Source organism: Streptomyces sp. JH002 (genome assembly GCF_050916115.1).
In the GTDB taxonomy this organism is placed as follows: domain Bacteria; phylum Actinomycetota; class Actinomycetes; order Streptomycetales; family Streptomycetaceae; genus Streptomyces; species Streptomyces xiamenensis.
Genome location: NZ_CP087989.1, coordinates 353,525 through 374,065 on the forward strand (window position 1 = coordinate 353,525; position 20,541 = coordinate 374,065).

General features: G+C 72.7%; 25 protein-coding genes. 7 read left to right on the plus strand and 18 right to left on the minus strand.

The genetic code is table 11. The features are described 5' to 3' along the window. Positions 1 to 52: 52 nt before the first annotated feature. The 12 genes from H7827_RS01420 to H7827_RS01475 all read right to left on the minus strand — a co-directional run bounded on the left by H7827_RS01420 (position 53) and on the right by H7827_RS01475 (position 10,616). Entirely contained in the window at positions 53 to 1,390 is a 1,338-nt protein-coding gene (locus H7827_RS01420; RefSeq protein WP_432741969.1) for a cytochrome P450, read from the minus strand. A gap of 198 nt (positions 1,391 to 1,588) precedes the next feature. Further along, entirely contained in the window at positions 1,589 to 2,560 is a 972-nt protein-coding gene (locus tag H7827_RS01425; protein ID WP_432741971.1) for a PfkB family carbohydrate kinase, read from the minus strand. Next, entirely contained in the window at positions 2,557 to 3,195 is a 639-nt protein-coding gene (locus H7827_RS01430) for a bifunctional 4-hydroxy-2-oxoglutarate aldolase/2-dehydro-3-deoxy-phosphogluconate aldolase (RefSeq protein WP_432741973.1), read from the minus strand. The genes H7827_RS01425 and H7827_RS01430 overlap by 4 nt, the downstream gene beginning before the upstream one ends. Positions 3,196 to 3,296: 101 nt before the next feature. Continuing rightward, positions 3,297 to 4,499: a D-mannonate dehydratase ManD gene (gene manD / locus H7827_RS01435; protein WP_432741975.1), complete on the minus strand. Its 1,203-nt coding sequence runs from the start codon at positions 4,497 to 4,499 to the stop codon at positions 3,297 to 3,299. 36 nt (positions 4,500 to 4,535) lie between these two features. Then, positions 4,536 to 5,369: a carbohydrate ABC transporter permease gene (locus H7827_RS01440; protein WP_432741977.1), complete on the minus strand. Its 834-nt coding sequence runs from the start codon at positions 5,367 to 5,369 to the stop codon at positions 4,536 to 4,538. Beyond that, positions 5,366 to 6,316 carry a carbohydrate ABC transporter permease gene (locus H7827_RS01445; protein WP_386539168.1) on the minus strand — a complete coding sequence of 317 codons (951 nt, stop codon included), beginning with the start codon at positions 6,314 to 6,316 and terminating at the stop codon, positions 5,366 to 5,368. Before H7827_RS01445 ends, H7827_RS01440 begins: the two co-directional genes overlap by 4 nt. Then, positions 6,316 to 7,494, minus strand: coding sequence for an ABC transporter substrate-binding protein (locus H7827_RS01450; protein ID WP_432741979.1), 1,179 nt, complete (start codon positions 7,492 to 7,494; stop codon positions 6,316 to 6,318). Before H7827_RS01450 ends, H7827_RS01445 begins: the two co-directional genes overlap by 1 nt. A 360-nt stretch (positions 7,495 to 7,854) precedes the next feature. Next, positions 7,855 to 8,640 (minus strand): FadR/GntR family transcriptional regulator, encoded by a 786-nt coding sequence (locus H7827_RS01455; protein WP_432741981.1) that lies wholly within the window; start codon positions 8,638 to 8,640, stop codon positions 7,855 to 7,857. A gap of 64 nt (positions 8,641 to 8,704) precedes the next feature. Then, positions 8,705 to 9,184, minus strand: coding sequence for a DUF4231 domain-containing protein (locus tag H7827_RS01460; RefSeq protein WP_432741983.1), 480 nt, complete (start codon positions 9,182 to 9,184; stop codon positions 8,705 to 8,707). 61 nt (positions 9,185 to 9,245) lie between these two features. Further along, positions 9,246 to 9,746 (minus strand): DUF5709 domain-containing protein, encoded by a 501-nt coding sequence (locus H7827_RS01465; RefSeq protein WP_386539160.1) that lies wholly within the window; start codon positions 9,744 to 9,746, stop codon positions 9,246 to 9,248. Positions 9,747 to 9,801: 55 nt separating this feature from the next. Next, the gene (locus H7827_RS01470) at positions 9,802 to 10,128 is read right to left on the minus strand and encodes a plasmid stabilization protein (RefSeq protein ID WP_386539158.1); all 327 of its coding nucleotides are present in this window, start codon (positions 10,126 to 10,128) and stop codon (positions 9,802 to 9,804) included. Positions 10,129 to 10,271: 143 nt separating this feature from the next. Beyond that, positions 10,272 to 10,616 carry a hypothetical protein gene (locus H7827_RS01475; RefSeq protein WP_432741985.1) on the minus strand — a complete coding sequence of 115 codons (345 nt, stop codon included), beginning with the start codon at positions 10,614 to 10,616 and terminating at the stop codon, positions 10,272 to 10,274. Here H7827_RS01475 and H7827_RS01480 point away from each other — a divergent pair. The 3 genes from H7827_RS01480 to H7827_RS01490 all read left to right on the plus strand — a co-directional run bounded on the left by H7827_RS01480 (position 10,602) and on the right by H7827_RS01490 (position 11,806). Beyond that, on the plus strand, positions 10,602 to 10,757 hold the full coding sequence (locus tag H7827_RS01480) for a hypothetical protein (protein WP_432741987.1): 156 nt from the start codon (positions 10,602 to 10,604) through the stop codon (positions 10,755 to 10,757). The genes H7827_RS01475 and H7827_RS01480 overlap by 15 nt on opposite strands. Positions 10,758 to 10,976: 219 nt before the next feature. Further along, positions 10,977 to 11,279, plus strand: coding sequence for a hypothetical protein (locus H7827_RS01485; RefSeq protein WP_432741989.1), 303 nt, complete (start codon positions 10,977 to 10,979; stop codon positions 11,277 to 11,279). A gap of 86 nt (positions 11,280 to 11,365) precedes the next feature. Further along, a complete protein-coding gene (locus H7827_RS01490; RefSeq protein WP_386539152.1) occupies positions 11,366 to 11,806 on the plus strand; it encodes a hypothetical protein in 441 nt (146 codons plus the stop codon). A 93-nt stretch (positions 11,807 to 11,899) separates the two neighbouring features. On the opposite strand, the gene H7827_RS01495 is transcribed toward H7827_RS01490, so the two are convergent. Beyond that, positions 11,900 to 12,508 (minus strand): hypothetical protein, encoded by a 609-nt coding sequence (locus tag H7827_RS01495; RefSeq protein WP_432741991.1) that lies wholly within the window; start codon positions 12,506 to 12,508, stop codon positions 11,900 to 11,902. A gap of 288 nt (positions 12,509 to 12,796) precedes the next feature. On the opposite strand from H7827_RS01495, the gene H7827_RS01500 reads away from it, so the two are divergent. Then, positions 12,797 to 13,381: a TetR/AcrR family transcriptional regulator gene (locus H7827_RS01500; RefSeq protein WP_432741993.1), complete on the plus strand. Its 585-nt coding sequence runs from the start codon at positions 12,797 to 12,799 to the stop codon at positions 13,379 to 13,381. Positions 13,382 to 13,432: 51 nt separating this feature from the next. Here the strand turns inward: H7827_RS01500 and H7827_RS01505 are convergent, their stop codons facing one another. Further along, positions 13,433 to 14,323, minus strand: a complete 891-nt coding sequence (locus H7827_RS01505) for a helix-turn-helix domain-containing protein (protein WP_432741995.1) — start codon at positions 14,321 to 14,323, stop codon at positions 13,433 to 13,435. A 130-nt stretch (positions 14,324 to 14,453) separates the two neighbouring features. On the opposite strand from H7827_RS01505, the gene H7827_RS01510 reads away from it, so the two are divergent. Further along, entirely contained in the window at positions 14,454 to 15,269 is an 816-nt protein-coding gene (locus tag H7827_RS01510; RefSeq protein ID WP_432741997.1) for a phytanoyl-CoA dioxygenase family protein, read from the plus strand. Next, positions 15,266 to 15,598, plus strand: coding sequence for a hypothetical protein (locus tag H7827_RS01515; RefSeq protein ID WP_386539144.1), 333 nt, complete (start codon positions 15,266 to 15,268; stop codon positions 15,596 to 15,598). Before H7827_RS01510 ends, H7827_RS01515 begins: the two co-directional genes overlap by 4 nt. Positions 15,599 to 15,740: 142 nt before the next feature. Here the strand turns inward: H7827_RS01515 and H7827_RS01520 are convergent, their stop codons facing one another. Continuing rightward, a complete protein-coding gene (locus H7827_RS01520; RefSeq protein WP_432741999.1) occupies positions 15,741 to 16,283 on the minus strand; it encodes a nuclear transport factor 2 family protein in 543 nt (180 codons plus the stop codon). Between the two features lie 151 nt (positions 16,284 to 16,434). Beyond that, entirely contained in the window at positions 16,435 to 17,115 is a 681-nt protein-coding gene (locus tag H7827_RS01525; RefSeq protein ID WP_432742001.1) for a TetR/AcrR family transcriptional regulator, read from the minus strand. A 106-nt stretch (positions 17,116 to 17,221) separates the two neighbouring features. On the opposite strand from H7827_RS01525, the gene H7827_RS01530 reads away from it, so the two are divergent. Then, positions 17,222 to 18,193 (plus strand): NAD(P)-dependent alcohol dehydrogenase, encoded by a 972-nt coding sequence (locus H7827_RS01530; RefSeq protein ID WP_432742003.1) that lies wholly within the window; start codon positions 17,222 to 17,224, stop codon positions 18,191 to 18,193. A 64-nt stretch (positions 18,194 to 18,257) separates the two neighbouring features. Here the strand turns inward: H7827_RS01530 and H7827_RS01535 are convergent, their stop codons facing one another. Further along, positions 18,258 to 19,472, minus strand: coding sequence for an ATP-grasp domain-containing protein (locus H7827_RS01535; protein WP_432742005.1), 1,215 nt, complete (start codon positions 19,470 to 19,472; stop codon positions 18,258 to 18,260). Further along, positions 19,469 to 20,536 carry a pyridoxal-phosphate dependent enzyme gene (locus H7827_RS01540; RefSeq protein WP_432742007.1) on the minus strand — a complete coding sequence of 356 codons (1,068 nt, stop codon included), beginning with the start codon at positions 20,534 to 20,536 and terminating at the stop codon, positions 19,469 to 19,471. Before H7827_RS01540 ends, H7827_RS01535 begins: the two co-directional genes overlap by 4 nt. Positions 20,537 to 20,541: the final 5 nt, after the last annotated feature.

Below are 20,541 nucleotides of genomic sequence, written 5' to 3' on the forward strand. Positions count from 1 at the left end.
GGTGTCAGGTGGCGGACGCGCCCCTCGGCGGTGCGTCCCGGCATCCGCTCCGTCACAGCGTCCCCCTGCGGCGGAACCGGACGCGTCCTCCGCGCGCGGGAACCAGGGTCACCGCGGCCAGCCGTGCCGGCTCCGGTGGGCCGGCCGGTTCGGGCAAGGCCCGGGCCAGCACCTCGGTGACCACGATCTCGGCCTCCAACTGGGCCAGCGGTACCCCGATGCAGCGCCGCAGACCACCGCCGAAGGGGGTGAGCGCGTACGGCAGGGGGTCGGCGCCGAGGTGACGTTCGGGCCGGAACGCGTCGGGTTGCGGCCACAGTTCGGGGTCGAGGTGGGTGATCGGGAACAGCGCCGCGACGAACGCGTGCCGCGGAACCGGGCGTCCGCCCAGTGAGGTGTCCTCGGCGGCGGTGCGCATGGCGTTGTAGACGGCGGGCCGCAGTCGGCCGGACTCCTTGATGACCGCCTTGAGCAACCCGTCCGAGCCCGCGTCGAGGTCGGCCACCAGGTCATCCCGCGCGCTGCCGTGGTGGGCGAGGAGGTGGAGGGTCCAGGCGATGGTGGTCGCCGTGGTCTCGTACCCGGCCAGCACCAGCCCGGTCAGTTCGTCCAGCAGCCGCTGGTCGCCGGGGCCCGCGTCGTAACGGTCCAGCAGCGTGGACAGGATGTCGTCGCGGCTTTCGCGATCGGCCACCTCGCGGCGGGCGGCGATCTCTTCCCGGATCAACTCCCTTACGTGCGAGTGGAGTCGTTCGAAACGGCCGCCCGGGGACAGACGTCCCAGATCGCGGCGCAGCGGCGCGGGCAGGAAGAGGGTGGAGACGTTGCCGGTCCCGGCGAAAGCCGTCAACGCGTCCCGGAACACCGCGACCCGTGCCGGATCCCGCAGGCCGAAGACGACCCGCAGCACCACCTCCAGGGTCAGCCGTTGTGCCCACGGCCGTGTCGGGCGGTCCCCGCCGGTCAGCAGGCCGGGCAGCGAGGCGCGGACGACCTCGCGGACGCGGTCCTCCCAGCCGGCCAGTTGCTTCCCCTGGAAAGGCGGCAACAGCAGTCTGCGGTGCGGCAGATGGCGCGGCGGGGGTGTGCAGATCAGTGAGCCCTCCCCCAGCGCCGGTCGCAGCAGGGCGGTCGCCCGGCCGCCGACGAACCGCTCGTGATCGGTGAGAACGGCACGGTTGGTCGCGGCGTCCGTGGCACACACCAGCGCCGCGCGGTACGGGTGCACGCGTGCGGAGAAGACCGGACCGAACCTCCGCCGCAGCGAGAGCCCGAATCCGCGCGGATCGCGGAGCATGTGGGCGGTCTGTACGGCCCGTGGCGCGCGGGAGGCGGGAGGAAAGACGCTCGGGTCCCATCGCGGCTCCTGTCCGAACGCGTCGTCCAGCATGCTCCGCAGCCCTTTCTCGCCGGTCGCCGGCCGGCCTGTCCGTGCGCCGTCCGATCCGGTCCGCTCCTGTGCGACGGACGGTCAACTCTCTCACGGACAGCACCATCACGACTGCGGAGTGTGAGAAATGGTGCCGGGTCGTGAGAAGAGCGCGGCGCCGGTGCACCCGATGCGCCCGTCCCGGTGCCGGCCGGGTCCTCAGGCCCGGACGGCGGGGGCCACCGCCCGGGACTCCGTCAGGGTGGGGATGCGGCCCGTGCCGCCCCGGCCGGTGACCGACAGCGAGGCGGCGCCGATGGCCAGGCTCACCGCCGTCGGCAGCGGGTCGCCGAGCGCCAGACGTGCGGCCGTCGTTCCGGTGAGCACATCGCCCGCGCCGGTCGCGTCGACGGCGTTGGCCACCGTCGGGACCGGCAGGGTGAGCGGCTCCCCCGCCCCCGCGCCCGCGCCCGCGCCCGCGCCCATGACGACCACCTGGTCGGCGCCCGAGGTGACCGCGGCGGCGCGCGCCCCGAGCGCGAGGACGGCCCGGGCGGCGGTGAGCGGATCCTCCGTGCCCAGCAGCGCCCGCGCGTCCGAGGGGCAGGACGGGGTGATGAGCGCGCAGTGCGGGGCCAGTTCGGCCAGGGCCGCCCGGGCCCGCTCCGCGGTCGTCAGCCGGGCACGGAAGTTGGGGTCGTACACCACGGCGGCGCCTGCCTCCGCCGCGATCCGGGCAGCCGCCGCGATGGCGTCCCGGCAGTTGTCCGAGAGCGCGCTGCCCACGCCCGAGGCGACCAGGGCCCGGGTGCCGGCCAGCACCGCGCGTTCGCGTTCGATGTCGGCGACGCCGAGCCCGGAGGCGGCGCTCGCGGTACGCCAGTAGGTGAACTCGCGCTCACCGCTGAGGTCTCCGTGCAGCAGATAGGCGCCGTTGCCGGCCGGGACCCGCCGGATCAGCGCGGTGTCCACCCCCAGGGCACGGACCCGCTCGACGAGGGCGTCGCCGAGCTGGTCCTCGGCCACGGCGGTCAGGATGGCGGTGCGCGCGCCGGCGGCCGAGGCCGCCGCTGCGGCGTTCAGCACGTCACCGGAGAAGCCGAGCCGGAGCCGCGCCTGGTCGACGGGCGGGCCCTCGCAGTAGAACTCGACGAGGATCTCGCCGATCAGTACGACGTCGTAGTCGCTCATCGTGCTCCTCCGAACAGGCGGGCGAGGGCGTCCGGGTCCTCGGGCAGGCCGGAGCCCACGCCGACGGCCAGGGCGCCGGCCGCCAGATAGGCCGGGGCCTCCTCGACCGCTATGCCGCCGGTCGGGATGAGGGACGCCTGTGGCAGTACGGCCCGCAGCGAGGCGACGAACCGCGGTCCGCCGACGTGCGCGGGGAAGATCTTCGCCGGCCCGCGCCCGGCCGCGTCGGCGACCTCGGCCGGGGTGAAGCCGCCCTCGACGAACACCGTCCCGGCCCGGGCCGCCACGGCTCGCACGGCCGGCGCCGGCCAGGGGGAGACCAGGAAGTCCGCACCGGCACCGATGGCCGCCGACGCCTGTTCGGCGGTGGTCACGGTACCCACGCCCAGTAGCGGCGGAGCACCGCCCTCCTCCCCCGCCGGCCGGAGGTACCGGCCCCGGCACTCGGCCAGAGCACGCTCCCAGTCGGGTGTCGAGGTGGTCAGCTCGACGACGCGGCAGCCCGCGTCCACCAGGGCCGTCACCGCCGCCACGGCCGTGGGGACGTCCGGTGAGCGCAGCACCGGCAGGAGGCGCTGGGCGCCCAGTGCGGCGAGCAGCGCGGACGGTGGCGTCGTTTCAGTTCCGTCGGGCACGGCGGTCTCCTTGTCTTCTCGGGGCGGTCATCGGGCGGTCGCCGGCGCGACCGGGGGGCGCGCGCCGTCCCGGCCGTGCGGGTGCCGGGTGCCGGTGCCGTTCACCAGTCGTGGACGGAGCCGTCGGCCAGCCGGTTGACCGGCAGGTAGGCGGCCCGGTACGGATGGGCGGCCGCCAGTTCCTCGTCGAGTTCGACGCCGATACCCGGTTCCTCTCCCGGGTGCAGGTGCCCGTCGGTGAAGGTGTAGGCGTGCCGGAACACCTGCTCGGTGAGCGCGGAGTGCCCCGAGTACTCCTGGATGCCGAAGTTGTGGATCGCCAGGTCGAGGTGGATCGCGGCGGCCATGCCGACCGGTGAGATGTCCTCGGGTCCGTGGATGGCGCTCTTGATCTGGTACTGCGCCGCGTAGTCGAACAGTTTCTTCAGCGGGGTGACGCCGCCGAAGTGCGTCACCGCGGAGCGCACGTAGTCGATGAGCTGTTCGTTCACCAGCGTCTGGTAGTCGAAGACGGTGTTGAACACCTCGCCGATGGCCAGCGGCGTCGTGGTGTGCCGGCGCACCAGTCGCAGCGCCTCCTGGTTCTCGGCCGGGGTGCAGTCCTCCAGCCAGAACAGGTCGTAGGGCTCCACTTCCTTGCCCAGCCGGGCCGCCTGGATCGGGGTGAGCCGGTGGTGCGCGTCGTGCAGCAGCGGCAGGTCGGGGCCGAACTCCGCGCGGACCGCCTCCAGGACGCGGGGCAGGTGCCGCAGGTAGGCGGGGGTGTCCCAGTCCTCGACCACCGGGCGCGGCAGCTGGCCGGAGACCGACAGGTCCGGGCGGACGCCGTAGACGTTGGTCAGCCCCGGCACTCCGCTCTGCACGCGGATCGCGCGGTAGCCCTGGGCCTGCCGGGCGCGGACGGAGTCCAGCAGCTCGGGTATGTCCCGGCCGCCGGCGTGCCCGTAGGCGCGCACCCGCTCCCGGCTGGCGCCGCCCAGCAGTTGGTAGAGCGGCAGTCCGGCGGCCTTGGCCTTGATGTCCCACAGCGCGACGTCGACGGCGGCGATCGCGGCCATCGTCACCGGCCCGCGGCGCCAGTACGCGCCCCGGTACAGGTACTGCCAGGTGTCCTCGATCCGGTGCGGGTCCGTGCCGATGAGCAGTGGCACCACGTGGTCGGTGAGGTAGCTGGCCACCGAGAGTTCACGCCCGTTGAGGGTGGCGTCGCCGAGACCGGTGAGGCCCTCGTCGGTCGTGATGCGCAGCGTCACGAAGTTGCGGCCCGGGCTGGTGACGACGACCTTCGCGTCGACGATCTTCATGAAGTGGTCTTCCTGGGGTGTGTGGGGTGTGGCTGGTCAGCCCTTGGTGGCACCGGCGGTGAGGCCGGCCACGAGGTATTTCTGTCCGATGAGGGCGGCGATGACGACCGGGACGGTCATCAAGGTGGCCACGGCCATCAGGCCGCCCCAGTCGGTGCTGGCGTAGGAGATGAAGTTGAACAGGGTGACCGGTGCGGTCTGGGTGGTCTCGTCGGCGAAGATCAGCGCGAACATGAAGTTGTTCCAGCTGGAGACGAACGCGAGCAGCGAGGCCGTCGCGGTGCCGGGCGCGGCCAGCGGCAGCGCGATGCGCCAGAACGCGCCGAAGGCCGTCAGTCCGTCGGTCCGGGCGGCCTCCTCCAGTTCCACCGGGAGGCCCTCGAAGAAGCCGATCATGATCCACAGGATCAGCGGGACCGAGACGAACATGTGGCTGAGGATCAGGACGGTGTAGCTGCCGACCAGCCCGGCCTGGGCGAAGAGGTAGTACCAGGGCACCAGCAGGGAGACGGCCGGGACGATGCGGGCGACCAGGACCAGCGAGCCGGTGCGGTGCATCCGGAACCGGCCGACGGCCCAGGCGGCCGGTACCGCGATCAGTGCGGACAGCGCGGTGGAGACGCCGCCCACGATCAGCGAGTTGCGCAGCGAACGCAGGATCTCGCCGTCCTGCAGGACGTTGCGGAAGTTCTCGAAGGTCGGCGAGAAGATCAGCCCCACGCCGGGGTCGGTGACCTGCACATTGGTCTTGAAGGCGGCGGCGAACATCCACACGATGGGCAGGGCGAAGATCAGCGAGACGGCGATGACCGCGATGCCCCGCAGCAGGCCCAGCCGGCTGCGGACCGCGCCGCCGGAGTGGGTACTCATGCTTCCTTCTTTCCGGCGCGGCGGCGCAGGAGGACCACGACGCCGATGATGAAGAGCGTGAAGAGCACCAGCACCGCCGAGGCGAGCCCGTACTCCTGGTAGTCGAAGGTGAGGCCGTAGGCGTAGACGTTGAGGGTCTCGGCCTCGAAGTCCGAGCCGCCGCCGGGTCCCTTGGTGGCGTAGAGGATGTCGAACGTCTTCAGCGCGTCCACGGAGCGCAGGACGAGCGCGGTCATCAGGGTCGGCAGGAGCATCGGCAGCACGACGTGCCGGAATCGCTGCCAGGCGTCGGCGCCGTCGACCTTCGCCGCCTCCTCGGGCTCCTCGGGCAGGGTGGACAGGCCGGCGAGCAGCAGCAGGGTCATCATCGGCGTCCACTGCCACACGTCGATGAACATGAGGGTGGGCAGGGACTGGCTGACCGAGCCGAGGAACTCCTGGGGCGGCAGGCCGATGGACTCCAGCAGGTGGTTGGCGATGCCGTTGGTCGGGTCGAGGATCAGCAGCCACAGGATGCCGATGGCGACCGGGGTGGTGAGCAGCGGGATGATGAGGATGGTGCGCACCCACCGCATGCCGCGGAACGCCTTGCGCATGAGCATGGCCAGTGCCAGGCCGAGCACGGTTTCTATCAGCACGGCGCCGACGGTGAAGATGACGGTGCGCTGGGCGGCGGGCCAGAAGCGGCGGGAGTCGGCGAGCGCGTCCTGGAAGTTCCGCAGGCCGATCCAGTTCTTGTCGGCGTTGACGGCGCCGAAGGCGTCGGTGAAGCCGAGGTTGAGCGTGAACAGCAGCGGAAAGACGATCATCAGTCCGACGAAGCCGAGCGCCGGGGCCAGCATCGCCCACTTGAGGCGGCGGTTGGCCTGCTCGAACGTGCGCGGGGGCCGGGAGCCGGGCGGGCGCCGGGCGGCGGTGGGCCGGGGCCGGGTCTGGGTGGTGGACATCAGGGCTCCCGGTGGCGGTTGTCGCGGACGAGGAAGTCGTCGAACTCGGCGTTCGCGTCGCGGGCGACTCCCGGCACGGACTTGCCGAGGATTCCGGCCACCAGCGGCTGGCCGACGATGTCCCGGGCGCGGCCGACCTGGAGCACCTCGGGGCGGTCGTGGCCGATCCCGTTCTCGGCGTTGATCCGCATCGCCTCGGCGAGGTCGGCGGGGAAGGAGGTGAGCGTCCGCGCGTCGGACCAGGCGGAGCTGCGGGCGCCGGGGATCCCGTCGGCCTGGAGGGAGGCGACCATCTCGGGGCTGGAGGCCCAGCGGATGAACTCCCAGGCGTCGTCACGCAGCAGGGAGAACTCGTTGACGGCCAGGCTCCAGGAGGGGATGTTGTGCGGCCGGGAGCCGGCCGGGCCGGCCGGGAACGGGGCGAAGCCGACGGTGTCCTGGACGGTGGAGATCTTCGGGTCGAGGAAGTTGGTGTAGATGGCGTCCGCGTCGATGTAGAAGGCGGCCTTGCCCTGGGCGAAGATCGGCATGGCCTGTTCCAGGCTCATGTTGGTGGCCCCGGGCGGCCCGGTCCGCTCCAGCAGCCCGCCGTACAGCTCGTAGGCGGCGATGGCCTGCGGGGTGGCGATGGCGGAGCGGCCCTCGACGGTGAAGTCGCCGCCGAAGGAGTACAGGAAGCTGGACCACTGGCTGACGGCGCCGCTGCGCTGCCCGCGTCCGACGTAGCCGAAGAGGCCCTTGCCCCGGTCGGCCAGTTCGAGCGACATCTCCAGCAGGTCCTCCAGGGTGCCGGGTGGCCCGCCGAACTGCTCCACGAGGTCCTTGCGGTAGTACAGCGCCGGGCGCTCCGTCACGACCGGGACGCTCAGCACCCGGCCGTCGGTGACCGAGCGTTCGCGCGGCGCGTCCTGGAAATCGGGCCAGTCGTACGCCGCGTCGCCCTTGGTGCGGTCGGTGAGATCGGTCAGCCAGCCGTTGTGCGCGAACAGCAGCTGTTCCTGGAGCGCGCGGACCATCATGACGTCGACGTCCGTGGCGGAGGCGTTGAGTTTCACGTTGTAACTGCTGGCGAGCTGGTCGGCGGTGAGCATCGTGATGGATACCCGGCGTCCGATCCGCTCCTCCAGCTCGGTGACCCGGCCGCTGATCGCCTGTGACCAGACGTGGTTGATCGCCATGACGCGCAGCGGCGCGTTGGGCGACGCGGAGCCGCCCCGGGCCGAACAGGAGCTGAGCGCCCGCCCCACCCGCGACCGCCGCGGCGGCGACGGCGGCGAGCTTCCCGAAGGAGCGCCGGCTGACCGGCTGGCTGCTCGTGGACATCCTCGTCCTCGACTCTCTTTGCGTACTATGTCTCGTCCCGCTATGTGGTCCAACTGGTAGGACCAGTTGGACCGTAACAGGCCGAGGGCCCTCTGACCAGCCCTGGAGCGCCGGATCACGCTGCGCCGACCGGCCCTCCGCTGTGCGTCGCCGGGCAACCGGGAACGGCCGGCCGGCACGCGCGGGCGGCTCCGGGTCCGGCGTCCGGCTCCGCGCTAGGGAGTGTCCCGGGACTGCCGCATGAGGGTCTCGATGTGCTGGCGTGCCATGACGTCCAGGCTGACATCGAGGTCCGCGCCGTAGGTGCGCAGCCCCAGCGTGAGGTGCTCGCGCATCCGCGACCGGGCCAGCTCCACGTCCCGGGCCTCGATCGCCTCGAAGATCTCCGGGTGGTGCGGCACACCGGGCTCCCCGATCGACGGATCGGAGTTCGAGCGCAGCATCATCTCGAACATCATCCCGCCGATCGACGACAGCATGATGCGCAGCACGGGGTTGCCGCTGGCAGCCGCGATCGCGTCGTGGAAGTCGAGGTCGGCCCGCGCCTTGTGCACGACGTCGGTCGCCCGCAGCAGCTTCTCGTTGGCCCTGCGCATCGCGTCCAGGTCGGCTGCGGTGGCCCGCTCCACGGCCAGGCCCACGATCTCGACCTCCAGCGGGATGCGCGCCTCGATGAGGTGGCGCGCGGTGGGGCGGCCCGCCCGGTACAGGGCGTCGTAGCTGCTGGCCTGCCCGGCGTTCTGCTCACTGACGAACGAGCCGCGGCCCGGCGCCACCTCGATCAGATGCTGCGCCTCAAGACGCCGCAGCGCCTCGCGCACCACGTTGCGGCTGGCGGCGAACTGCTCGGCGAGTTCGCGCTCCGACGGCAGTTTCACCCCGGCGGCGATCTCCCCGGACCGGATCTCGTGCTCAAGCTGCCGTGCGATGCGCTCGGTCAGCAGCCCTCGCTGGGACGAGGGCAGGGCACGACCCGATGGTGAGGAAGGCGGGGCGGGCATGGTCAGGAGCTTAACAGCAGACCGGGACGGCGCTCCGCGCCGCGAAGACCCGCAACACCCCACGTCACGGGGCGTGGTCCGGGGCCCGGAGCGCGGGCGGCGCCGCTCGGTGGACGCGGGCCCAGCCCTGGAATTCGGCGTCCGCCACCGTCTCGATCTGTTCCAGCAGCAGCCGGCGGGCGGCCTCGTCCCGTTCCGCCTCCGGGAGCAGCCGGTAGCGCTGGGTGGCCGGCCGCAGCCTGTTCCATGCCTCGGCGGCCAGGACGTAGCGCTCCAGGTCGTTGAAGAGCTGGCGGAAGCCGCCGACGAACAGCGTCAGCCCGGCCAGGGTGGCGGTGACCGCCGCCGGCGCCTGCACACCCGCCGCGACCACGGTGGCGGCGCCGGTGACCAGGGCGCTCAGCTCGGTGCCGCGGTGCCGGACGCGGGCCCGGTCCCGTACCCGCGCGTACCAGTCCAGCTCGTTCAGGGCGTACTCCAGTACGGGATCCTCGCCCGCACCGGGCCCCGGGGGCGTGGGAGGTGTTCCTCTGCGTATCAGCACCCCACCATGCTGCCCGACTCCGGTGCGCCGCGGGGCCGTCGCACGCGTCCTCGAGGGCCGGTCAGATGTCCGGCTCGGCCTCGTCGCGCGCCTCTTCCTCGGAGCCGCCGACGGATTCGTGCGTGATGTGCACGGATGCCTCCTCCGCCGAGGCCGCGCCGCCGTCGATCCCGACGTCCTCGCCGAACACATCGGTCTGCCGCCCCGTGGTGTCGTTCACCGCCACGAGACGACCGGCGCGCTCCTCACCGCGGATCTCCTCCCGGGGCTCCCCCTCGCCCTGCGGAACGTCACCGATGCCGTTGTCGTCGCCCGGCGCGACATCGGGCCTCTCGCGGGCGAGCCGCCGGTCCAGGGACTCCCCCTCGTGCTCCTCCTCGTCCGTGGTCCCGAACGCGTTGACGGCCAAGGGCCGTTCGGGAGGGGAGTATCCCTCGGCCATCTGGTCGTCGAGGTCCCGCTCATCGAGGGTGTTCTCCATGTCGGGCTGCTCGTTCGGCGGCAACCGGCCGTCGTCCTCCGGCGGCTGATACACGTCGTCACCGCGTGACTTGTCAGCCATGGGATGCTCCTTCGCGTCGGCTCGGTGTCCGGCCTCCGCCCGCACGGGTGGAGGGTCAGCGGCCCAGGGCCTTGCGCAGTTCCGCCTTGTTCATGGTCGATCGGCCGTCGATGTTCTTCTTGCGGGCCTCGGCGTACAGCTGATCCCTCGTCGGCCCCTGCGCCCCCTCGTGCGACCGCTGCCCCCCGCGCCGGTAGGCGGACTTGGGGTCACGTGTCGAGGTCTTGCTCGCCGTCTTCGTCTCACCGGCCCGGGCGCGCTGTTTGTTGACGGTCCGGGCGGCGATCTCCTCCGCACGCCCTTCGGAGGCGCCGCGCTTCCGCTGGCCCTTTTTGATGTGCTCGTACTGACGTTCCTCTTTCGCGTTCGAACCGGCTGGCACCGCGTCGCTCCTCTCGCCGCTCCGGGCAGCGGCCCCACGGGCCGCCGTTGCGCCGCCCCGGGTAGCCCGTGAGCGGCGTCCGAAACCTCCGCGGCGCAGGGGGGCGGGGCGGCCGGGGGGACGGGGTGCCGGTCCCCCCGTTCTCATGGTCGGCCGTCCGGCACCTCCGGGGGCCGGAAACAGGAGGCGAGCCGCCGCATGCCGTCGGTGGTAACGGCTCCGTAGCCCAGGGCCAGGCCGCGGCGCGGCGGCTCCTCGGCGCAGCAGGAGGCAAGATCCTCCACCGTGACCCCGGCGGCACGCGCCCGGCGGCCGACGGCGGCCGGGTCGACAGCGGCGTCGGGGCCGGCTGCCCAGGCGAGCAGCGCGGCACGCCGGGCGGGTGACATCGGCATGCCCAGCGGGAACTGGTGGAAGGGCGTGACGTACACCAGGCGGGCGCGGGCGGGCAGCGCGGTCACCACCAGGGCGTCGTGGTCGGCCGGCACGCCTTCTTCGCTCCGGTGCTCAGCCGGGTGCCCGCCAGGGAGGAGGCCGGAGTGCTGTGGGACGGTCTGGTGAACGTCGCCGCGCATCCCGGGTTCTTCGAGTTCAAGCGCGGTCGGACCGAGTCCCCCCGCGCCTCGTGAACGGACCAGGGGTGCGGGCGCGTCCGCCCGTGCGGCCCGTACAGCTCCTGGCGGTGCCGCAGTTCACCAACGCGGTCGGGGACGGGGCCTTCCCTCCGCCTGTTCGGCACTGTTCTTCACCCAGCTCCTCGGGCTCCGCGCGTTCGGGGCGCCCCGTTTCACGCGTCGTCCGCGGACAACTGACTGTCCGGCACGGCTCATGGCGGGGAACATCAGCCCATGGACAGCGAACCTCTTCAGATCCCGCTCGATCAGCTCCGCCGCGCCTTCGAACTGGCGCTCGATCACGTCGAGGTGTCGGCCGGCCGGACCGTGACGCTGGAGCACGACTTCTTCTGGTCCGTTCCGGGCGACGAACTCCACGACGTTTTCCACGAGCCGAGCACCCTGACGATCGGGTCGCTCGCCGACTCGTGGCACCAGCTTGACGGCCTGTGCTCCGACCCGGAGCGAGCGGTGGCCCACCACCTCGTCTGGCTTGCCGATGTACTCCGTGCGATGGGACGGGAAACAGCCTGTTAGCCGGCCCGCGTCGGGGCCGGCTCTCGTACCCTCTGATCACCTGTGGCGACGGAAGGCCGCCGTCCCCTCACCCGGAGGTGCACGGTATGGGACTGGTCCTGGGGCTGTGGGCCGCCGGTGAGATGCCGTACGGGGACGCGCTGTACCGGCCCGACGACACCGGCCTGGCCGTCCGGGTGGAGGGCCCCGGGGCGTACCACCCGGATGCCGGCCGGCCGATCCCCTTCCGGCTGGGCGGGCCGGTCGACGTCGCCCGGATCATCGAGGAGGAGGGGACGGCCGAGGCGGATCCCTGTTTCGAGAGCCCACTGCCGGACGGATCGGGGTGGCTGTCCGGCGGCGGCAGCGGGATGGGCAACGTCGGTTACCTCGCGCGTCTCGACGCCGATCGGTCGTTGCGGTGGGTGGCCGTGATGTGGAGTTCGAACCCGTTCATCGGGGTGCGCTTCGACGGCATGACCGCCGTGTGTGTCAACGACTGGCGGAATCTGCTCCCCCTCGACCTGACGCGCCCCGCCCTCAGCTGAGGGGCGGCACGGCCGGGAAGCGGGCCACGCGGCACGGCCCGCAGTCCTCGTGAGGATGCGGGCCGTGCCATCTGCGGCGCCGGAGGGCGGTGGTCACGCCTTGGTACGGGCGCGCCCCAGGCGGAGGGCGGAGACGAGGAAGAAGACGCCGCCGAGGAAGGCGTAGCCGGCCAGGCTGGTCAGGGAAGCGCTGTCCTGGCCCGCCTGGAGGATGAACGAGGTGCCCGCGAGGGTGGAGATTCCCCCGCTGGCGATCATGGCCCACTGCCCGCCCATCGCGCGGCGGGCGGCGCCCACGATGAGCTGGACGAGGCCCGCGGTGATCGCCCAGGCCCCCCAGACCCGCAGGACGGCGGGGATGCCGGAGGTGACGGCGACGGCGAGACCGGCCGTGGTGACGGCACTGAGCGCGACGTTCACGTACAGGGCGCGCGAGGGCCGGCCGTTCGCCCGGGCCGACCTGATGTCCACGACGGCGCACGCCACGTCGAACAGGGGGTAGATCACCAGCAGGGTGGCGGTGAGGGTACCGAGTGTGTCGGCGGTCGCGAACAGCAGCGCGGCCCACACAGCGGCGAACGCGAACCGCAGGAAGTACAGCTTGCGCAGGGCCGTGGAAACGCCGGTGGTGGCGGTGGTGGCGGGGACGTCCGTGGACGGGCGGTCCAGCGGGAGCGGGTGGGTGTCGGTCGCCTGGGTCATCGGGGGCTCCTGTCCCTGTCTGCGGAGAAATGGGCGGTCGGGCCGGGTCGGCCGACCGTGACGACGTGCGAAACGTGCGGTTGCCGGGTGGAGAGCGGGACGAGGGGGTGCGCCCCCGGGGGCCCGGTGGACGGGTCCCCGTCTGCGAAGAGAGGGGTGCGGCGGAGAGCCACGCGGGCACCACCATCCGGATGAGGGAGAACGTTCGGTCTCGCATTATCCAAGAGGGCACCGGTGCCTTCTGTCAAGACCGAACGTTCTCCCTCATCGATGGGATAAAGTGGCCGCATGAGTGAGGGCACAGGAGGCGGCAGCACGTCGGCGGCGCGGGCCCGACTGCTCTCCACGGCGACCAGGATCTTCTACGCCGAGGGGATCCACGCCGTCGGCGTCGACCGGATCATCGCGGAAGCCCAGGTCACGCGTGCCACGCTCTACCGGCACTTCGCCGGCAAGGAAGAACTCGTCCTCGCCTACCTCGACCTGGCCGACCGGGGCATCCGGGCAGGGGTGGATGCCGCCCGGGCGGGCGAGCCGTCACCGGCCGACGCGGTCCGCGCGGTGTGCCGGTCCATCACCGACGGCATCCAGGGGCCGGCGTTCCGCGGCTGTGCCTTCCTCAACGCGGTGGCCGAGTATCCCGACCCCGCCCACCCCATCCATCAGGCGGTCCTGGCGCATCGCCAGTGGTTCCTGGACACCGTCACCGGGCTGCTCGCACAGGTCGGTGACGCACCCGCCGAGGAGGACGGCCGGCATCTCGTCATGCTCCGGGACGGCGCCATGGCCGCCGGCTGCCTCTTCGACACGAAGCTGCTGAGCGAGACCTTCCTGCGGGGCGTCGAGGGCATTCTGCGGGCGCGCGGCGCCTGAGCCGTCAGCGGGAGGGATACGCCAGTCCCTCGGCGTTCGTGACCACGTTCGTCAAGGAGTTCGGCGGTACTCAGGGCCACTGGGCGCGGCCGGAGCGGAAGGGTCCGCCTGCCCGGGTGCGCCGAGACCGGCGCGGGCGGTGCTCCGGGCGGCGGACGTGCGGGGGCCGGACCGTCCGGCCCGGATGTCGCGCGGGCCGGCGCCGAGCTCGCGGCGGCAGGCCTTGTTGAACGCCTGGAGATCCGGGATACCGACGGAGGCCGCGACGGCGGAGACCGACATCGTGGTGGCCAGCAGGAAGTGCCGGGCGCGTGCCATGCGGCGGGCGCGGATGTAGCCGACGACCGTGGTCCCGGTGGCGGCACGGAACAAGCGGGTCAGATGGTTGTGCGAGACACCCACCGCCCGTGCGATCTCGGGCACCGTCAGCGGACCCGCCAGCCGTGCCTCGATCAGCCGCACCGCCGCGCTCACCGCGGGGTGGGCGGAGCGCGGGGCCCCGTCGCGGGGCGGCACCAGTTCGGCCACGCGCCACAGCGCGGACCACACTTCCGCCGCCGCCCGCTGCGGAGTGTCCGGCCAGGCGGCCAGGGCCTGACGCAACTGTGCGGTGAGGGAATCGAGTTCGGCCCCCGCGTCCTGGATCACCGGCACCTCCCGGGGTGTGCCGGCCGTTCCCAGCCGCAGGTGCGCGTACAGATGCTCGGAGCGGCCCCGGTAGCGGTAACGGACCTGGGTCCCCGGCGGGACCAGACTCACCCGTCCTGGCCGGATCAGGTGCGCCGTGCCGTTGACGGTCAAGTCCGCCGCGTAGCCGTACAGATGGAGCTGCCACAGATCCGGCAGCAGGAACTCGTCCACCCGGCCGGCCGGGCCGTGCACCCCGATGCCGACGGCTGCGAGAGCCGGAGGTTCGGTGAGATGGGCGAAGGCCGTACGCATGGAACCGATTCCAGCACGCGGACCCCGAACCGGCCAGGACGCGACCGTGCGCGAACCGGGGTGAGAATGGACCAGCGGAGGGTGAACGCGGCCCACGCGGGGCGGGCCCCGCGCGCCTAGCGTGGCCGTCATGGGGAACAGAGAGGGACTGCTCAGCTCGGTCCAGATGGCGCGCTTCGTCGCGCGCGGATCACTGCGGCTCGACGCCGTGGTTCCACCGGAGATGAACACCGAAGGTCTGGCGGCACTGGCCGCCGACGTACCCCCCGTGCCCTACGGCACACCGCTGTCCACCGCCTACGCCGCCGACTCCTTCGCCCGCAAGCTGCTGGAACTGCCCCTGGTCGCCGGGGCCCTGCACAGCCTGGTGGGGCCGGAGCCCACGGTGGACCACCACTTCGTCCACATCCGCGAGCCGCACGGCGGGCAGGCCCAGCCCCTGCACGGGGACGCCATCATCGATGTCCGTCCCGACGCCTTCGACGTGCAGCTGATGTACTTCCCGCAGGCGGTGACGCTGGAGATGGGCGGCACGCTCAGTGTGCCGGGCAGCCATCTGCGCCGGATCAACGAGTCCGACACCGGCCGCTACCAGAACCTGCGCGGGCAGGACCGGCTCGTCTGCCCGGCCGGCACGGTGGTGTTTCTGCACCACGGCCTGTGGCACGGCGGCCGGCGCAACGACAGTGACACGGCGCGCTACATGTTCAAGATCCGCTTCAACCCGACCGTACGGCAGCGGCGGCTGTGGGACACCTCGGACCTGGACGATCCGCGGGTGACAGCCGAACTGGACGCCGTCTTCCCCTGGTACGAACATGCGACCGGCCGTCTGGAGCGGTACAACCGCATCCTGCTGTGGCGCGCGTTGACGGGCGACAACGGGTTCGATCTCGACCACTGGGTGACCAGGGTCTCCAACCGCCCCCGGAGGGAGTCGGCATGACACAGGAAACGACCCGGGCGGCCGCTACGGCCACCTCGGCCACGGGGCCGCGGCAGAAGGTCCTGGTGCTCTATCTGGCCACCTCGGCCCTGGACTCGGAGGTCATCGGCTGGTCGCTGTACGACGGCACCGGCCGCACCTCGCCGACCACCGGCGACAGCGACGAGCCACCGTACGGGACGGGCCTGGCGGCCCTGCTGGACGGCTGGCGGCTGATCCAGGCGGCGCAGTTGATCCCGCCGTACCCGGGGCACGAGTACGACGTCTCCTTCCTCAAGCACGAGTTCTTCTTCGAGCGGATCGTGGACGTGGGGGCACGGACCCCCTGAGCCCGGGGCGGAAAGAACACCGGTGCGGGTGCGGGCGGTTCCCGGCGGAGCCGCGCGCACCCGCACCCCGTCTCAGTCCTTCTGGCCAGCGGGAACGACGTTCGCGGACTCCTCGATGCGGGTGATCAGTCCGGCCTCGTGCTCAGTCCCGACCGCGCGGGGTCGGGCCCGGTTCCGGGACCCGGTCCATGAGTTCCGCGACGGCGACCATGTCCAGGTACGCGTACGCCCGCACCACCGCGTTCCCGCGCAGGGTCAGCACCCAGCAGTACTCATTGCGGTACGGCAGCCCGTCGAGGGCCGTCGCGTTTCCTTCGAAGCGGGCGATGACCGTGTCGTCGTCGACCCACAGGTTCTGCGGCGTCATGTGCAGGTACGTCGCCAGTCGCGTCAGGATGGGCGCCGACCCCTCGTCCAGGAACTCCCGTTTGCCGCGGTAGGTCCGTCCGTTCACCACCGTCCACACGACGCGCTCGTCCAGGATCTCGTAGAAGCTGCCGCCGTTGTTCTGTCGCGCGAACGCCCTGAGCACCAGCGTCTTGTTCAGGCGTTCACGGCCCGAGGTGCGGCTGCCGTCCGGCGTTTGGTGGGGGTGCGGGTTGGCCGCGGCCGGTGGGCCGGTGAGCAACAGGCCACCTGCGACCGCCGCGAGGGAGACGAATCCGCGCCGACTGTTCCGTTCCATGTGCCCGCTCCTCCGTGTGGTCCACCGCTGGTGCCGTGCTGTGCACCACCTTCCGGCGGCGGCGGGCGAGCAGCCAGGACGTGCTCTCCCTGGACGGGTCGCACCCGGGTCCCTGTCGTCCGGGGGCGGTGCGCGGTGCCCGGCCGCCGGATCACGACGGCGCGGTCCGCCGTTCCCCGGGGTGGGCGGCGGTGATCGGGAGGTCGCGCAGGGACAGCGAAGCCGGCCGGGGCAGCGGGGCGTGGGCGGGCTCGGCGCGGAAGGACTGGAGCAGATACGCCATCAGGCGCCGGGATGCCGAAGGGTCGTGCGGCAGGGCCGCCACCAGAGCGCAGTGGGACATCAGGGCCATGACGAGATCGGACGGGTGGAAGTCGGCCCGGAGCGCGCCCGCCGCCTGGGCCCTGCGGATCAGTGCGACGACGTCCCGCTCGGCCTGTTCGCGGGCCCGCAGGTGTGCCCCGGCACTGTCCGGGAACGCCGCGAGGAACGCGGCCGGGAACCCCTTCTCCTCCCGCTGCAGCGCGCAGACCGTCTCCACCAGCCGCTGGAAGCCCCGCCACGGGTCGGGGTCGGCCATCGCCTCGGTGAGCGCCCCGGCGCAGGTCTCCATCTGCCGCGCGAACGCGGCGCGCACCAGGGCGTCACGGGTCGGGAAGCGGCGGTACAGCGTCGCCACCCCGACCCCGGCCCGCCGGGCGACGGTCGCCATCGGCGCGTCGATCCCGTGCTCCGCGAAGACCGCGCGGGCCGCGGCGAGGACACGCTCGCGATTGCGCCGCGCGTCGGCCCGCAGCGCGCCCGGGCCCGTCATCCGAGAGGAATCCGCCATCGCTGTCTCTCACCTCCGGGGCAAACGGACGATGTCGTCCGTTTGTGAGTCTACCGTCGGTGCTCGATCCCCGGACGGCCGCGGACTGGCGAAGGTGAGAGCGACGATGAACGACCACACGATGAAAGCAGTGCTGTTCGACCGCTTCGGCGGACCCGAGGTGCTGTACGTGGGCCGGGTGCCACACCCCGAGGCGGCACCCGGGGAGGTGCTCGTGCGGGTGCACGCGTTCAGCGTCAACGGTGCGGATCCGGCGACACGTTCGGGAACGTACCGGCTTCTCACCGGCAGGAGGTTCCCGCAGCGCGTCGGGCTGGACTTCACCGGTGAGGTCGCCGCGCTCGGCACCGGCGCGGCGGGTGTCGCGGTCGGCGACCGGGTGTGGGGCATCGTGGGCCGGGCCTCCGGGTTCGGCAGCGCCGCCGAGTACGTGGCCGTGCCGGCCGACCGGGTCGGCCGGGTGCCGGAGGGAGTGGACCTGATCGCCGCCGCCGCTCTGCCGATCGCCACCACCGCCGTCACCGCGCTGCGCGACAAGGCCGCGCTGCGTCCCGGCGAACGGCTGCTGGTGCGCGGCGCGGCGGGCGGCGTCGGCAGCACCGCCGTCCAGCTCGGAACGGCGTACGGGGCCGAGGTCACGGGCCTGGCCCGCGCCGCCAACCTGGACTTCGTCCGCGCGCTCGGCGCCCGGCACGCCGTGGACCACCGGAGCGTCGCGCCGGCCGACCTGGGCTCCTACGACGTGGTCCTCGACACCGCGGGCACCGGGCTGCGGGCCTTCCGGCGCCTGCTGAAGCCCGGGGGGCGCATGGTGACGATCACCCCCGATCCCAAGCGCCTGCTCGCCTCGCTCGGCTACATCGCCGCCAGCACCGTCCACGGGCGGCGCCGGGTGCGTGCCTTCAGCGGCAACCCTCGGCGCGAGGATTTCGACACCGTGGCCCGCCTGGTGAGCGAGGGGAAGCTCAGCCCGGCCGTGGACACGGTCTTCCCGCTGGAGGAGACGGCGGCGGCCCACCGGGCGCTGGAGGCGGGCGGCGTGCGGGGGAAGTACGTGGTCCGGGTCGTCGAGGACTGATCGCGGCCGACGGGGCGCGGCCGACACCACCGCCACGGCACCGGCACCGGCACCGGCACCGGCGCTACGGTTCGACGACCGGGTGCACGCTTCCGGCCGCGCTGAGGGCCCGGTGGAGAGCCAGTTCGGCGGTGACGCCCTCGGTCAGCAGGATCCCGGTGCAGGCGCGCTGGTCGGTCAGGTGCTCCACGCGATCCCCCGGCGCCATGGTCGGATACCAGCGCGGGGCGCCGGGGAAGGTGTCCAGGCCGTCGAGTCCGGACCAGCCGGCGAGCGTACCGGCGCGCGGGGCGTAGAGCAGGACGAACCCGGAGGCGGGGCCGGATCCGGGGGCTTCGTCCAGCAGCGGCGGGCGACGGCCGAGGGCGGTGTCGATCTCCGCCTGCTGGACGTTGCTGCCCAGCCGGCGGCTCAGGGCCTCGCCGACCAGCGCGCCGCCGATGCGGCGGTTGATCTCGACGAGCTCGGGCCCCTCGCCGGTGAGGACGAACTCCACGTGCGCGAAGCCGCGGTCGTGGCCCACGGCGGCCAGCAGTGCGCCCACCCAGGTCTCGATCCGCGCGTGGCCGCCGGCGGGGAGCGCGACGGGAAAGGCGGCGGCCTCCTCACGGACGGCGGGTTCGGGCGACATCTGGCGGCTGCACACCCCCAGCAGCCGGGTGTGCCCCTCCCAGCTGAGCGTTTCGGCGCTGTAGACCGGCCCCGCCAGGAACGTCTCGGCCAGCAGGTCTCCCTTGAGCGGGGTGCGGGACGCCGCGGTGAGGGCGGCGTGGAGCGCCGGTGCGTCGCGTACCGGCCACACCCCCCGCGAGGACGTGCCGGCGGTGTCCTTGAGAACGGCCGGCAGTCCGATGTCCCGCAGGACCTCCGGCGCGGCGGACGGGTCGGGGGCGACCCGTACGGCCCGCACCCGGCTCAGTCCCCGCTCGCTCAGGAGCGTGCGGACCCGGTGCTTGTCACGGACGAGGCGGACGGCGGCCGGGTCGGGGCCGGGCAGCCCGAGCGCGGCGGCGATGTCGGCGGCGGGGACGCCGAAGGTGTCGGTCGCGTTGATCAGGCCGCCGAGGTCGGGCACGCCGCGCAGGGCGGTGGTGCAGGCGGCGGTGTCGAGCGTGTCGATGTCCACGATGTCCAGCGCGTCCGTCGGCAGCCGGGCGAGTTCGTGGCGGTAGACGGTGCGGTCCCGGGTGAGCAGACACAGCCGGTGTCCGGCGTTCCCCGCGGCCCGGACCAGTCCGCCGAGGCCGAAGGTGAGCAGTTCGAGTGCGGCGATGGTCATGACGGGGTCTCCTCGTCGTGGCGTCGGCGCCGCCACTCCATGACCGACCAGGGCGGTACGAGGTCGGCCAGATCGGTGATCTGGTGGGGTTTCAGGGTGCGGGCCTCCGGGATCTCCCGGTGGCGGGCGAAGGCCCGCTCGGTGTAGCGGTGGCCGGTGTCGGGGCCGATGACCAGGTAGGTCTGCTCGGGATGGCGCCCCGCCTCCCAGGCGGCGGTGAGGTAGGCGGCGCCGGTGGACAGGCCGGCGAAGACCGCGTGGTCGCGCAGCAGGGCGACGGCGCCCGCGGTGGCGTGCCGGAAGTCGATCCAGTGCAGCGTGTCGTACAGTTCGTGCCGTACGTTGCCGAACGGGATGGCGCTGCCGATCCCGGCGATGATCGCCTCCGGGTCCTGGAATCGGTCGCTGCCGAAGGTGACGCTGCCGAACGGCTGGAGGCCGACCAGCCGTACGGAGACGCCGCGGCGGCGCAGCGGCAGGACGAGTCCGGCGGTGGAGGCCCCGGTGCCCACCGCGCCCACGACGGTCAGTTCGGGGCCGGGCAGCGCGGCGGTGACCAGGTCCGCGAACTCGCGGTAGCCGGCGTAGTGGATGGCGTCGTGGTACTGGCGCATCCAGTGCATGTCCGGGTTGCTGAGGAGGAGTTCGCGTACCCGGTGCACCCGGCGCTCCTGGTCGAGGCGCAGGTCCTGGGAGGGCGGCATCTGGTCGACGGTGGCGCCCAGGATCTCCAACTGGGTGCGCAGGGTGGCGTCGACGGTCGTGGAGGCGACGATGTGGCAGCGCAGCCCGTAGCGGTGGCAGGCCATGGCCAGGGCCAGCGCGTAGATGCCGCTGGAACTGTCGACCAGGGTCTGCCCGGGGGTGATCGTGCCGCGCTCCAGCAGGGTGCGGACGGCGCCCAGCGCCGCGTACACCTTGAGGGTCTCGAAGCGGGCCAGCACGGTGTGCGGGGCGAGCCGGATCAGGTCGGGGGCCTTGACGGCGTCGGTGACGTGCTCGTGAACGGGAGCGGGGACGGGGACCGCGTCCGGCTGCGGGTGCGGGTGCGGGTGCGGGCGCATGACGG

Excerpts from the sequence above, each read along its gene's own strand:
- H7827_RS01420 (WP_432741969.1), bottom strand. The coding sequence starts at position 1,390 with ATGCTGGACGACGCGTTCGGACAGGAGCCGCGATGGGACCCGAGCGTC.
- H7827_RS01425 (WP_432741971.1), bottom strand. The coding sequence starts at position 2,560 with ATGAGCGACTACGACGTCGTACTGATCGGCGAGATCCTCGTCGAGTTC.
- manD (WP_432741975.1), bottom strand. The coding sequence starts at position 4,499 with ATGAAGATCGTCGACGCGAAGGTCGTCGTCACCAGCCCGGGCCGCAAC.
- H7827_RS01440 (WP_432741977.1), bottom strand. The coding sequence starts at position 5,369 with ATGAGTACCCACTCCGGCGGCGCGGTCCGCAGCCGGCTGGGCCTGCTG.
- H7827_RS01445 (WP_386539168.1), bottom strand. The coding sequence starts at position 6,316 with ATGTCCACCACCCAGACCCGGCCCCGGCCCACCGCCGCCCGGCGCCCG.
- H7827_RS01450 (WP_432741979.1), bottom strand. The coding sequence starts at position 7,494 with ATGGCGATCAACCACGTCTGGTCACAGGCGATCAGCGGCCGGGTCACC.
- H7827_RS01455 (WP_432741981.1), bottom strand. The coding sequence starts at position 8,640 with ATGCCCGCCCCGCCTTCCTCACCATCGGGTCGTGCCCTGCCCTCGTCC.
- H7827_RS01465 (WP_386539160.1), bottom strand. The coding sequence starts at position 9,746 with ATGGCTGACAAGTCACGCGGTGACGACGTGTATCAGCCGCCGGAGGAC.
- H7827_RS01485 (WP_432741989.1), top strand. The coding sequence starts at position 10,977 with ATGGACAGCGAACCTCTTCAGATCCCGCTCGATCAGCTCCGCCGCGCC.
- H7827_RS01490 (WP_386539152.1), top strand. The coding sequence starts at position 11,366 with ATGGGACTGGTCCTGGGGCTGTGGGCCGCCGGTGAGATGCCGTACGGG.
- H7827_RS01495 (WP_432741991.1), bottom strand. The coding sequence starts at position 12,508 with ATGACCCAGGCGACCGACACCCACCCGCTCCCGCTGGACCGCCCGTCC.
- H7827_RS01500 (WP_432741993.1), top strand. The coding sequence starts at position 12,797 with ATGAGTGAGGGCACAGGAGGCGGCAGCACGTCGGCGGCGCGGGCCCGA.
- H7827_RS01505 (WP_432741995.1), bottom strand. The coding sequence starts at position 14,323 with ATGCGTACGGCCTTCGCCCATCTCACCGAACCTCCGGCTCTCGCAGCC.
- H7827_RS01510 (WP_432741997.1), top strand. The coding sequence starts at position 14,454 with ATGGGGAACAGAGAGGGACTGCTCAGCTCGGTCCAGATGGCGCGCTTC.
- H7827_RS01515 (WP_386539144.1), top strand. The coding sequence starts at position 15,266 with ATGACACAGGAAACGACCCGGGCGGCCGCTACGGCCACCTCGGCCACG.
- H7827_RS01520 (WP_432741999.1), bottom strand. The coding sequence starts at position 16,283 with ATGGAACGGAACAGTCGGCGCGGATTCGTCTCCCTCGCGGCGGTCGCA.
- H7827_RS01525 (WP_432742001.1), bottom strand. The coding sequence starts at position 17,115 with ATGGCGGATTCCTCTCGGATGACGGGCCCGGGCGCGCTGCGGGCCGAC.
- H7827_RS01530 (WP_432742003.1), top strand. The coding sequence starts at position 17,222 with ATGAACGACCACACGATGAAAGCAGTGCTGTTCGACCGCTTCGGCGGA.
- H7827_RS01535 (WP_432742005.1), bottom strand. The coding sequence starts at position 19,472 with ATGACCATCGCCGCACTCGAACTGCTCACCTTCGGCCTCGGCGGACTG.
- H7827_RS01540 (WP_432742007.1), bottom strand. The coding sequence starts at position 20,536 with ATGCGCCCGCACCCGCACCCGCACCCGCAGCCGGACGCGGTCCCCGTC.